Origin of the sequence: Glaciimonas immobilis (assembly GCF_011947285.1) — a bacterium.
Lineage (GTDB): Bacteria > Pseudomonadota > Gammaproteobacteria > Burkholderiales > Burkholderiaceae_D > Glaciimonas > Glaciimonas immobilis.
The window spans coordinates 1-13,428 of sequence record NZ_JAAOZT010000005.1; the positions used below are offsets into that span (position 1 = coordinate 1).

Below are 13,428 nucleotides of genomic sequence, written 5' to 3' on the forward strand. Positions count from 1 at the left end.
CTTGATTTTTTGCGCCCGCACATAAGCACCGACGTCAGCGATCATGCCCAAATAGGGACGAGGGTGCGCCTGAATGCGATCGACGTGGTCGTCGAAAAAGCCGCGCATCTCAATACCTACGTTGGTGGCGGAGGCCAGACGCCGCAGAATATCTACGCCCGGACCATTTGAGCCAACGATCACTGCCGTGCGCACTTCACGGTCTTTACCAATGTTGAATGCCAGCCGATAAGCGGTCAGGCGACTCAATAAAAGCACAAATGGCGCGAGCGCAAACCAGGTCCATACCACGCGGTCCGAAAATTCATAGCGCAGTCCGGTTCCCTCACCAATTAAGGTCAGGATGGCCACGATGATCCCCCATCCGAGAAAAATATCTGCGGCAAATCCCAACCTGTTCCCAACATGCAAAGTGCGGTAAAGATCGATCTGTTCGTAAATAAAGGAAGAAATAAAGAAGGCAATGATCATCAGTGCCAAATAATTACCAGTGAACGTTTCGTTTTGGATAACGATGATCAGATACAGCAAACCCAGAATGATGGCCGGATCCAGCAAACGCTTGAAGAACGAAACGAGGGGGATATCATTCTCTGTCATTTTGTCCTCGCTTAAAATGTGTAGCGCGTGTTGAGCATGACGCCGTTGCTAACGTACCCACCGGAAGAATGGGCGAGAACTTGGGTACTGCGACGGCCTGATAGTTGCCATTGCCACTTCAGCGTTGGCTGGTAGATCAATGTCAATGCCGCGTCGCGCAGCACGTCATTCTGATCCAATGATCCTATGGTCCCCGATGCCGAGGATTGACTAAAATCTCGCTTTACATATTTGTATTGCCCGACCAAGCGCAATTTTTCGGCGTACTGCCAGCTCGATGCCACACTCGCCCCGTGATTTAATGAGTAGACCGTGGAGAGATCATCGACCGCACCAATCTCTCTCCACGCAGCGACAGTAAAATTGAGGCTTTCGGTAGGCAACCAGTCGGCAGAAATACGAGAATTGAGGCCTTTGAAATCCCGACTAGAAAACGCATCTTGCTTTCTGCCAACCCAACCACCCAAGAAGTGCAGACGTGTTTTGGCCGTTAGCAACCAATCTATTTTGGCCTTTATTTCGTCCTGGTTATATCCGTTGAAGACCGACAACGCGCCGTCCTGTTGAGGGTTCGGAAAATCGGCGCGCGTATGGCGCAATTGCAGGCCAACGGTACTTCCGCTGGCGGCAAGATAATCGATTCCGACTTCCGCTTGATTCTGTGTGTTATTACTCGTTTGCTGCGATGCCAGGTCGTACCATAATTTGCTATGTTCCAGACCGGCGCGCACGCGCCAACTGGGATGAAATAGCCATGATCCATTCACGTATGCGCTCTCTTGCGTACGAATATTGGCTTGCAGCAAATGAAAGTCGATAAAAGGCGTCAGACCTTGAGAATACGTAACACCGGCGTTGCCCTCAACGTGATTGCCAGCGTGCCAATTCCAATTGGCGGATGCATTTTTATCCAGATGGTTGAGTTGATCGAATCGTTCGTATTCGTTCTTCGCGACGTTCACATTAACGGTGAAATGTTGTTGACTAATACTTTTGTCCAACGCCAGGCCAAACTGCGCGCGACGAACGACATCGGATAGGTGACCACCTGCCCCCGCTTGCTGCGCGGCCGCCGAATTTTGCAATCTCAGCACATTATCGTCATAACTTACGCCATAACCGACATAAGGCGAAATCGCATCAGCGGGCGGCATGATGATATCGGGCAGCGGAATCACTTCGGTGGGCACCAGATCGCTAGTATCGGCCAGTGCAGTTAAGCAGGAGCACATGGGTAGCAAAAAAATGACTTGCCAGCGCGCCTGCATCAACCGAGAACGACGTTTAAATTTTTTCATTGCTTATCTTTCTTGACCGTCAAATTTTGTTCCGATTCAGCATCCATACCTTTTACTGGTAGCCCGCAAGAATTTATTGTGAATAGACGGCGGATCTGGCCGGGCCTACTGCAAAGGGTCCGTTGCTAGCATTGCTGGCAAGGAGCAATGCCGCAGAGAGGCGGATAGGACGGGCCAGATATCACAAGAAATTATTGGGCTATTTGGCTATTTACCGAGCTTAAGATGCGAGAGAAATAACTGTTACTGCTATTTATTTAGAAATCGAAGATTCTTTAGTCGAAACAGAAACATGGTTTTTAATATATTTTTTAATGTACATCGCACCAAAATTTAAAAATACAATTAAAATCACAATTAACAAACTTGATAAAAAGTCAGTAAAATACGTATCGATAAAATGTAAAACTTGATGATGGATAGACGAACAGAAAAGTTAAAACTACTGAAAGACAGCGCGGATTGAGGCAGTTATCGAGCATGTTGTGCATTCAAGGAATGCAGACAGTGCTAGACAAAATATTAAGTATGATGATGTATAAGAAACTGCCTTGTACTATTTTTAGGCACTAATTTAGTTATAATAAATATACAAGACGTTAACATAAAATCACATATAAATACTTCCAAAAATCCTCTCGCGACTATCTACTCTCACGGTCAATAGAAATAAAATTTTGAATTTTTTTAGTAATATAATAATGTTGTGCCACAGCATAATGACTCCTCATAATTCGGTAAGTTCACTAAAAATTTAACTTGTTACATTATTTTTTGCGTATTTTTTTGCTGTCTCCGATGAACGGTAAAAATATCGCGCCTAAAATAAAATATCATAATATTTCACCCCATGGATAAATAATTTAAAAGATGAGAGCCATGCTGGTAGCCGTTCCGTGGTTCGAAGACAAAAAATTAGCGAAAATAAAATTAACCAGAAAAAGATTTAAAAAACACTATTTTCCCATATTTTTTTGGCGGTTTTAATAGGTATCTCATAACCTCTATTTTAAATGCTCTCAAGTTGTGCGCCGCACCAATTTTTATCATTTATGCATAAATACTTGTTTTTTTGGGAGCGTTTAATATTTAAATTGGTAAATTTATGATCTTTATTATTAAAATCAACAATTTCAATTGTTACGCTTTTTATAAGTGGCAATACAAAAAAATCAATCAAATGTTTACCTTAAAAAATTATTTGATAAGGAAAGCCGGTTTTTTTAATTTTTCATTACCCAAGAAATTCGACCCGCAATGTGCAAATATCCCACTATAAATAATTGATTGAAACGTACGCTAGAAAATATTGCGGTTATATATCCTACCCACACATTGTCCTGGATATATGCTTTAACAATTAAAAAGGTCGATATTGAAAATCAATTCAGCAACGACATTCAACCTCTGGCGCAGCGAGTTTATAGCGGGCTGGGGCGCAGGAATGCGCAGCTACACCCCCGCGACTAGCCTTGTCGATAGGACGTAAAAGAGAAAGCAATTGCTAATCCGACCGACGCGCCATTGCTGGAACGCGCGCCTTACAATCTAGTGAAGGCTGCGCAGGCATGTGGCATGACATTACGCCAAAGCTACATGCAGGAAGCACCCACTGGAACCGCCGTTAGATCCATGCCAGAGAGTTCAAGCGCCTAAACGGTTTGCTGTGGCTTGCTTGCGTAAGCGGGTAAAACGCGTCCATCGCGCTGCTCAAGTCAACGCTCCGGCTATTGACGCAAAAACCGAAAGACAAAATAAGCTGTCTGCGCTCGATGCACGGGAACCCGCGTTCAGCAGGCAAGACCAGCAAGCGCTGTGAATCTGGCCTCAAAGTGTTGACTGTGACGACACAACGAACCTGATCGTTGATGCGCATTCCATACTTGGCAATCCGTATGACGGTCACACTTTATAGGAAGCATTGGCGCATGCAGCCATCGGGGTCGAGGTCCATGCAGAAATGCCGGTTGTTGACAGCGCCGACCAAAACGTGAACACAGATGATGTACAAGTTTGAAAATCAGGACAGCGTCGTGGCCTACATAAATTAAAGGCGATGATCAAGCGACGTAGCACCATTGCACCAACAATTGGTTGTATGAAAGCGAACGGCAAGCTCGACCTGAACTGGCTTAAAGGGCCGCGGGGGTGAGGCGATGCATGCGGTTTGTGCCATTTGTGCGATGCTAATCACAATTTACGGTTAATCTTTAGAAAGCGCCGGTTTTTATATACGCCTTTTCTGGACAATACATGGTGGCGGTTTCTCATATCGCGTCTGACAACCTGATCGATTTTTTATACACGGAATTATTCATCACTCATTCAAACCGAGGGTGCCTGAAATCCTGAGAAACCGAAGTTATAAAACAAAACTATTTATCATACTTGCAGCCGCCCTGCTGTGGTTTCCCGCCCCTGGTGCTGCCTCTCATGCGGCCAAAGCTCTCTTTCGGCAAGCGCAAGAGGCGTAACATATACACTGCGGGAACGCATAGGAGGATCGCGAAAATACTACTCATCAGACTCCACCCCAACCCATAGTGATATTCATGTGGAATCAAATGCAAAGAAGTAGCGACGCCTCGAATCAAGCTAAAAAAAATAAAGTGCAAAGGAAAAATGGTGAGTGTGTTGGCGGACAGCCATCTGGTTATCCTTGATGAAGGCAATAAACGCGAAATGGAGAACGTGGCAAAAATTCCTAACATAGCGGTGAGCAGGTAAAGTTTCGGAGATAACCCAAAATTCATACTTGCGAGATCTACTAATCCAGTTTTCGATACTGCATAGGCAAGTAACGCTAATGCTATTAAAAAACCGAAAATAAGATGTGCGCTCTTCAGACTGAGAAAATAGTTTTTCGTCCGAGCAGCTTGCCCAAGAGAATAAAACGCCAACGCTATGAGCATTGGCGATAACCCGAAAGGCAGCTGAGGGGATGTGGTTTTCCACAGCAATGAAATAGCAGCTGCCAGTACTACAAACAGCCAGGTTGAGATCGTCGTTGATAATAACTTACGCGACGCGTGATATACAATGACTGTGGAAATAAAGCAGGGAAAGAACCATAGCGGAGGGTCAACATATAAATCGGACACTAACCCCGTGAATAAACCCCAAACCGGAACATACCATGCTGTCCCCACATACATCAATGCCTTAGCACCAATACTGCGCGTACCGAGCCAATATATATACGCAACTATAAAAAATAGAACATAAGGTACCCCTGCGTATTGCAATACTTTTTTGGCATTATCTACTATGCTAGTCTCTAACTTATTAGATTTAATCAAAAAGCCAGAAATAAAAAAGAACAACGGCACGTGAAAGCCGAAGACTAAATGAGAGAGGTACTCAGGCAGTCCTTTGCTATGCCCAAGAACGATAAGTACAATGCCGATAGCTTTGGCATTGTCGATAAAGTCGTAGTGATTGACCACCGCCTTATCCAGTGACCCAAAGCTGGCGCTACGAGACCCTAATGCTATGGCACTCATGATGCTGACCTAGCATTCAAAAACGTACCTGGCACCAATAGCCCATCCACCATCTCAGACGAGATCAAATATATTTTTCCGAGGGGCAACCGGGCTGCCGCCACCGCCCCCCATGAAGCCAGCTGAATTTTATTTGCAAGGTTACTTAATGACTTGCGGAGGCCGGACTTGAACTGCGGCAGGAAATTGTAATGGCAAAAAAAAAGACTAATCGAGCCATATATTCTTAATTCGGCAACTATAAAATTTACGCTAGCGTAGTGGGGGGCCTTGTACCCGTGGGCAATTTTGATTAGGGATGGCATGCTTATGCTCCTTAAGTTAATTCCTGTTTATTGAAATCCCAACCCGGTCCGGAATGTATAAGGTACACAAAACTTGGTAACGCAGTGAGAGCGAAATCTAGTCAAAAGTTTCTTTGGTATATATATGTACCTCCTACAAAACCACAATATCGTCTTTGTTCCCATATCGTACGCATTATCATTATCCAACGTATACGGTCACGAGAATAAGTGAAAGACAGACTTACCTCTTGGGTAAATTTTTAACTTGCCTTACAAATAGGTTTAAAATCGTTTTACCGTCGCTTAACGGACTAGAAAAATTTCTCTTTTGAAATAAAATATCATAATACTTTAGATCACAGAAAATAATTTATAACGCCCAAAGAACGTGTTAATTTGTTATTTTTTTATCTTCAAAAAGTATAAGCCTATGATTAATAATGATTTCTTTTAACCCGCTTCCATTATTAATCGCTTTTATCTTCCCCGGCAGCCAAACGCGACCTCCGTGGCGACCTTTTATAAAAAATAAAATTAACCATAAAATTATTAATAAAATGAATTGTGTTAAAAATTTTGTTATAAGTGTTTAATTTACTTTGTATAAAGTAACTATTTATTATTTTTAGTGGATATATAATGCTATTAGCAAACCCATTAATATATAAAAAATAATAATGTATAATTTGGTTATCTTTTTAAAGTGTTATATTTATTTTATTTGCTGTTAACAGTGAAAATATTTAATAAATTTCACATTAACGACAATGCTTATAACTTTAAATATTGTCCATATACCAACTTAAATGCACCTAAGTAATTTTATATTTTTGTGGTATTTTTACAAATCCGGAAAACTTAAACGTTAATAAGAAACTTGAAAAAAGAGATAACCAGGCGGGCAACCATCCAGTCGCCATGAAGCCACATCGAATTTGATAAATGAACAAAAGGTTTTTGACTCCTGGCGCATGACCAATTCGGCAATTTCGGTCACGCCCTGCCTTCGGTATGAGCCACTCTTTTAAGAGGCGGCGTGCCACGTTCTAACGTGCTGTAGTGTTATGCGTTATGCAGACAGCGATTTATTGGATTTTCGGCTCGAAGCGGCAATCAGTCGCTCGTTGATAAGGAAACGATTTCGCGAATTCTGAAATAATCAGCGCCTTTTTAGTATTGAGGTTACTAAATTGCCGTAACTAATTGGCAGCCGACTTAGCGCAGCGTAGACTACGCCCTCTGTCTATTTTGCGACATCACTACTCACGCTCAAATTGCCATGCCTTCTTCGCCCATTTTCCGCTCCCCGATAGTCGCCGTTATTGGTGGTGGACCAGCTGGACTCATGGCGGCAGAAATATTGTCCTCCCAAGGGGTGCATGTCACTGTTTATGACGCGATGCCAACGGTCGGGCGTAAATTTTTGCTCGCTGGCAAAGGGGGTATGAACATTACCCATTCTGAACCGTATGCTGATTTTTTATCGCGCTACGCCTCGCGGGAGAGTAATCTGGCACCGCTGCTAAAGCAATTTGGTCCCGATTCACTACGCGACTGGATACACGCTTTAGGCATCGAGACATTTATCGGGTCATCGGGGCGCGTATTTCCGGTGGACATGAAAGCCGCACCACTCTTGCGCGCCTGGCTACATGGTCTGCGCATGACCGGCGTGCAGTTTCAAATGCGGCATCGGTGGACAGGATGGAACGATGCTGGCGCACTTACCTTCACATCACCTTCAGGCGAGCAGTCCATTGGTGCGGATGCCGTTGTATTAGCATTGGGCGGTGGTAGCTGGGCGCGCCTTGGTTCCGATGGTGCGTGGGTAGATTTACTCGCCAGGCGACAGGTTTCGGTGGCGCCGTTACTGCCGTCGAATTGCGGTTTCAATGTTGGCTGGAGCGCTTATTTTAAAGAACGCTTCGCCGGGCATCACTTAAAGTCTATCGCGATCACGCTACCGGATTTAAACATTACAAATGACGACAGGCCCGATAAACCGCAAACCTTCCGCAAGCAAGGCGAGTTTGTGATTAGTGCTGACGGAGTTGAAGGCAGTCTGATTTACGCAATTTCTGCACGCCTGCGAGATCACATAACACAGTACGGAAGCGTCCGGATTCACTTGGATTTATTGCCAGACTGGACTTTTGAACGAGTACTGCGTGAAGTGTCGCATCCGCGCGGGGCAAGGTCCTGGTCCAGTCATTTACAGAGCCGGCTGGGTCTTAAGGGGGTAAAAGTCGGTCTGCTCCGAGAGTTTGCAACGACTGCGTTCACCGAGCCGGCCAGCCTTGCCAACGCAATTAAAGCCCTTCCGATACCATTAATTGCTGCACGACCAATTGACGAGGCTATCAGCAGTGCTGGTGGCGTCAGGTTTAACGGACTTGATCAGCAGTTAATGCTACAAGCCCTCCCTGGGGTATTTTGCGCCGGCGAAATGCTGGATTGGGAGGCACCAACAGGCGGCTATTTGTTAACCGCATGTTTTGCATCCGGTCGAGCCGCGGGCTACGGCGCACTTGCGTGGCTAAAATCTTTGACCACGGCCTGATTGGTCCAAGAGCGTATTTTTAATCCACTGACTATATTAAATCCGGCGTTTCTACTGCGCTGTGTGTGAGCAATAACACCCCCTGCTGTAGCAGTCGCACCCTTGTCTAATCTAAACACGCTGCATCGTATAAGTGACCCAAATGCGATGTCGGAGTTGGGGTCGCTAATCTTTGTGTCCGAATTCTCGAAGTTTGACATGCTCCCATCGCTCGCGAGGCTTCTGTAAGGCGGGGCCTCATGCGCGCAAAAGCTACACTTTCAAAGCGACCGGACGCATAGATACCTGCTTGTGTCGCACCCTTGGAAAAGCCCAAGACGAGGTAATCAGGTTCGGATCCACCCAGGTACCGCATTCGTCGGACCCCATTATGGCTCCCCTATCTGCGGCTGGACGACGTCCGGTATGCCCTGTCCGGTATGCCCTCTATATCTGATAGATGATTTTCATCCAGCGTAGCCAAATACGACGTTCGGCAATACCTTGCTCACCGCCATTGATCGCCAGCGTAACCTTGTCCAGATTATCGTGATCGGCCTATTCGTGGCAGCCTTTTGCCCGCCAGACTGACGCGGCTACCGCCATGGCCCACAAGGCTGCGCGTGCAGCTGTTTGAGGTCCTGCATCAGTCCGATATGGGCATATTCAACCGGCAGCTGGGTGTTGGTCCAGTACTGGTGCGCACTGTCAATGCGGTAGATGACAGGACTATCGTCGCTTTGTGTTTCAATGCACTGCATGCCACTGAGTTGGGCGTTCATTGTCACGGCGACGATCAACCCATCGATCCTCCACTCCCGCCTGTTTAAGTCCATGATTTGCAGTCCTGTTTGCTGGTTCGTCGTTGTTTTTTAAGTGAGGAGCGAAGGCTAGAGCGCCCCTCACTTCACGGATATCAGCAGTACTTTTGCGAATCCAGTGTAAACACGAATGCGGTCGCCAACTGCCCCGTACCACCACCGGTCATAGAGATGTCAGCCGACTTCAGGCCCAGCAAGCTCAGTTTGGTAAGACTGCCCTGCACAGTGTCCGAATCCATGACGTCGCCTTCCACTACATCGACGCAGGTACCGATAAACAAATAAGGGAGTAATTCAAACAATGATTCATCGCCGGGTGTCACGCCGCTCTTCAGAGACAACTGCCGACTATCTTTATAAATGGCAATATCAATGGAGCCGATAGCGAGGTCATTGCGCACGGTGACCATGTTCGGGTCGCCAATTTCGCGCGTCTTACTCAGGATAGTTCCCGTCAAGCCCTTGGCGTCGGTCACGGAAAACACATCGCCATTATTAGCGTCTTGCAGTGGCGAATAGTTACCCCATAAGTCAATCACGCTGACCTGCTGCGTCAGTGGATAATCAAACGGATTAAAGTCCCCGATCCCGCAGTTCTCGATCACTTTCCAGGCAATAACGCTTTCATTGACCGATGCGCCTGTATTTTTCTGGAACATGACGATATTATTGTTCTTGACGTCTTGTGACTTATTGTAGAAGGTCAGCTTGATGGAACTCATAGAATATCCTTTTAGTGGTGGTGATAACGCGAGAGACGTTGGCTTTGCTGCAACAACAGTAAAATAATCGAGGCGTCTACGGCAATAGCGCTCAGATGGTTACGCATAACTATGGGGGCGCCAGGAACGACGCTGCGCAGGCGGTGGATGCGCGGGCGACTGCCACCGTGCTTGACCTCGAACGCCTCTCCGCCCTGTGCACGCACCAGCTTGGAATAGTTGCCGAATCCATCGCTCAGGCCGACATTGAAATCAGAGGTAAACATCAGTGGATGGAAATGCCGAAATCGGCAGTTGCGTATGACCTTCCAAATCAGCGTCGACTGGGGTACGACGAGTTCGACGGACTGCTGTGGGACGGCGGCTATCTTATTAGTAACCGAAACCGGTCGATCATAATGTATTGACGAGTAGTCGTTTTCTAAGTCCGCGAGCGGCCACAAATTCCGACTACACGGGATGAGGTTTCGTCACCGCAGTCCTGCCAGTTTATCCTTCCCACTGCCAGTTTACGGGTACAGCTACCCCTGTCCTGCTAAAACGTTTAAAATTCAACGGCCAGTCTGGATGAGAGCCTTAACTATTGGGACTTACAATAGGGCTTACGTAAAACCACTCAGCAACAACGTTGCGCCCTGCTGTCCAAGACAGCCGCCACGGCAATAGTAATCAATGAATTGTATTGAAAGTAGAAAAATGTTTAACCTATTGACCAATGTCCTCGACGACGCTCGAGTAGTGCACAAATGACCGTAGAAAAGCAAAAAATTTCCCCCGGCACAGCCCAATATCTCAACATTAAAGCAGATTATCCGACGACGCTTGTTTTCTTCCGGATGGGAGACTTCTACGAGCTATTCTTTGAGGATGCAGAAAAGGCTTCGCGCCTGCTAGGTATTACGCTGACTGCTCGCGGCACCTACAACGGCGCGCCTATCAAAATGTGCGGAATACCCTATCATGCCGCCGACCAATATCTTGCCAAACTAGTCAAGGTTGGCGAATCAGTGGCGCTGGCGGAGCAAATTGGCGATCCGGCCACTAGCAAAGGTATAGTAGAGCGCAAAGTAGTCCGCGTGATCACCCCAGGGACATTGTCCGACTCCAACCTGTTGCCGGAAAAATTGGAGCAACCTTTATTGGCGCTCTCTTTGACCCAGCATAAGCAACATAAGCAACGCCAGACCGGGACAGTCGGTTTAGCATGGCTGTCGATGGCGAGCGGCGCGCTAAAGCTGATGGAATTTAGCGGCGAAATCAAGTCTATCAACTTGCGTTTAAAACAAGAACTGGAGCGGATAGCCGCTGCCGAGGTGCTGATGGGCGAGCTTGCAGGCCCGTTGTTAAACACGTTGCAGGAACCCACCTTCCTTAATAAATCCACGACGGTTCCGGATTGGCATTTCGATATTCCTGCCGGCGAAAAAGCTTTGCACCTGCAGCTCTCTGTCAGCACCTTAAGCGGCTTCGGCGCAGAAGGCCTGAGCGCCGCTGTTGGCGCAGCGGGCGCACTGCTCCGCTATGCACAATCGACGCAAGGAAAAGGTTTGCAGCATGTCCGTGCGCTGACCGTAGAAACAGAAAACGAATTCATTGGTCTGGACGGTGCCACCCGTCGCAATCTGGAATTGACAGAAACGATCCGCGGCGAAGATTCGGCGTCCGGTGCACCAACCCTTTTCTCGCTACTGGATCATTGCCGCACGGCGATGGGATCGCGTTTGTTGCGCCATTGGTTGCATCATGCTAAGCGTGCGCAATCCGTGGCCCAAGGACGGCATGCCGCGATCGGCGCGCTAATCGCGGCGGATGCGGGGTCGGCCTTATCATCAACGCTCGCAGCCATACCGGATATCGAGCGCATCACGACAAGGATCGCGTTGCTTTCTGCGCGCCCTCGCGATCTCGCCGGACTGCGGGACGGCCTGCAGCAACTGGATGCTATCCGCGCCGATATCGCGCTTTGCAGTACTGCTAGCATCAATGACATCGCGCTTGACGAAGAAAATAATGCCGGTAGTCATCTGGTCCGCTTCAATGAAGTAAGTGCTGCAGCCATCGCGCATACTGATGTGGCACAGGCAGATAACGCATCACTACTACGTACGTTGCGCCACGCGTTGACAACCCCGGTTGTGTGCCTGACGTTAATCCAGCGCGCTATCGCGAGCGAGCCTGCGACGATGGTCCGCGATGGTGGCGTTATTGCGCACGGATACGATGCCGAGCTAGATGAATTGCGCGGACTGTCCGAGAACGCCGGGCAATTTTTAATCGACCTGGAGACCCGCGAACGTGCCAGAACCGGAATTACTAATCTGCGTGTCGAATACAATAAGGTGCACGGTTTTTATATTGAGGTCACGCACGGTCAAACCGATAAAGTACCGGATGACTATCGTCGTCGGCAGACCCTCAAAAACGCCGAGCGCTACATCACGCCAGAACTAAAAGCATTCGAAGATAAAGCGTTATCCGCTCAGGAACGCGCGCTTATAAGAGAAAAAGTATTGTACGAGCAATTACTTCTCGACCTTGCGCCACACATTCAAACCTTGCAATCTATTGCTCAGGCACTGGCACAAATCGATACATTGGTTGCATTGGCGCTGCATGCCGCACGCAACGACTGGCGGGCACCGCAACTGGTCGCAGAACCTGCGATTCAGATACAGCAGGGTCGACATCCTGTGGTGGAAAAGCAGATTGAACACTTTATCGCCAACGATTGCGCGCTATCGGCGGAGCATAAATTATTGTTGATCACCGGCCCGAACATGGGCGGAAAATCGACCTTTATGCGGCAGGTGGCATTGATCACTTTACTGGCTTACGTCGGTAGTTACGTGCCTGCTACTGGCGCAATCATCGGGCCGATTGACCGCATCTTTACCCGTATAGGCGCCGCTGACGACCTGGCTGGTGGTCGCTCTACTTTTATGGTGGAAATGACTGAGTCGGCCGCCATCCTGAACGGTGCTACCGAAAATTCGCTGGTGCTGATGGACGAAGTTGGGCGCGGCACTTCTACCTTCGATGGACTGGCGCTGGCTTGGGCGATCGCCAAACAATTGATTGAGGTAACGCGAAGCTTCACGCTGTTTGCCACCCACTATTTTGAGTTGACTCAATTACCGGATATTCACGCCTCGGCCACGAACGTCCATCTGTCCGCGGTGGAGCACAAGGACAGCATCGTGTTTCTGCATGCGGTTCAGCCCGGACCGGCCTCCCAGAGTTACGGCTTGCAAGTGGCCCAGTTAGCGGGCGTCCCTGCGGCCGTCATTAAAGCAGCGCGCAAACATCTTGCGTTATTAGAGTCGCAATCGGTACAGGCAACACCGCAGTTCGATTTGTTTGCTCCTCCATCAGCGCACTATGACGCGTCTCAGGAAAAAGCCGATTTTGGTGCGAATGCATCACCAGAAACTTCCACACTGGCAAGTGAATTAGTGGAGGCCCTAGCGTTGATTGATCCAGATACGCTCACGCCACGCGAGGCGCTGGAACACTTATATCACCTGAAGCAATTAAGTCTTCCGCCTGCGCCTACTATCACTGAAGCAGCGGTTCCGGCGACAAAAGCATTATCAGTAACGGCGGCGAAGGCCGCATGAGAGTCGCCTTCTTTAACAAGCCTCATTTAACCATTCGCGCA

8 protein-coding genes are annotated in these 13,428 nt (G+C 47.9%); 2 read left to right on the top strand and 6 right to left on the bottom strand.

The genetic code is table 11. From position 1 onward, the window contains the following. The 3 genes from HAV38_RS08575 to HAV38_RS08585 all read right to left on the bottom strand — a co-directional run. On the bottom strand, window positions 1–600 hold a 600-nt coding region (locus tag HAV38_RS08575), incomplete at its 3' end, for a Rossmann-fold NAD(P)-binding domain-containing protein (RefSeq protein ID WP_483413861.1). 11 nt (window positions 601–611) lie between these two features. Beyond that, window positions 612–1,898 carry an XrtB/PEP-CTERM-associated polysaccharide biosynthesis outer membrane protein EpsL gene (epsL, locus tag HAV38_RS08580; RefSeq protein ID WP_245182277.1) on the bottom strand — a complete coding sequence of 429 codons (1,287 nt, stop codon included), beginning with the start codon at window positions 1,896–1,898 and terminating at the stop codon, window positions 612–614. Between the two features lie 2,375 nt (window positions 1,899–4,273). Then, on the bottom strand, window positions 4,274–5,401 hold the full coding sequence (locus HAV38_RS08585; protein WP_168054441.1) for an acyltransferase family protein: 1,128 nt from the start codon (window positions 5,399–5,401) through the stop codon (window positions 4,274–4,276). A 1,566-nt stretch (window positions 5,402–6,967) separates the two neighbouring features. Here HAV38_RS08585 and HAV38_RS08590 point away from each other — a divergent pair. Continuing rightward, window positions 6,968–8,248, top strand: coding sequence for a TIGR03862 family flavoprotein (locus tag HAV38_RS08590; RefSeq protein WP_168054443.1), 1,281 nt, complete (start codon window positions 6,968–6,970; stop codon window positions 8,246–8,248). Window positions 8,249–8,823: 575 nt separating this feature from the next. Here HAV38_RS08590 and HAV38_RS08595 read toward each other — a convergent pair. The 3 genes from HAV38_RS08595 to HAV38_RS08605 all read right to left on the bottom strand — a co-directional run bounded on the left by HAV38_RS08595 (window position 8,824) and on the right by HAV38_RS08605 (window position 10,036). Then, on the bottom strand, window positions 8,824–9,063 hold the full coding sequence (locus HAV38_RS08595; RefSeq protein ID WP_168054445.1) for a hypothetical protein: 240 nt from the start codon (window positions 9,061–9,063) through the stop codon (window positions 8,824–8,826). Window positions 9,064–9,143: 80 nt separating this feature from the next. Then, on the bottom strand, window positions 9,144–9,770 hold the full coding sequence (locus HAV38_RS08600) for a hypothetical protein (protein ID WP_168054447.1): 627 nt from the start codon (window positions 9,768–9,770) through the stop codon (window positions 9,144–9,146). An 11-nt stretch (window positions 9,771–9,781) separates the two neighbouring features. Then, window positions 9,782–10,036, bottom strand: coding sequence for a hypothetical protein (locus tag HAV38_RS08605; RefSeq protein WP_168054449.1), 255 nt, complete (start codon window positions 10,034–10,036; stop codon window positions 9,782–9,784). 480 nt (window positions 10,037–10,516) lie between these two features. Here HAV38_RS08605 and mutS point away from each other — a divergent pair, with 480 nt between their 5' ends. Beyond that, window positions 10,517–13,387 (top strand): DNA mismatch repair protein MutS, encoded by a 2,871-nt coding sequence (mutS, locus tag HAV38_RS08610; protein WP_168054451.1) that lies wholly within the window; start codon window positions 10,517–10,519, stop codon window positions 13,385–13,387. The last annotated feature ends 41 nt before the right edge of the window (window positions 13,388–13,428 follow it).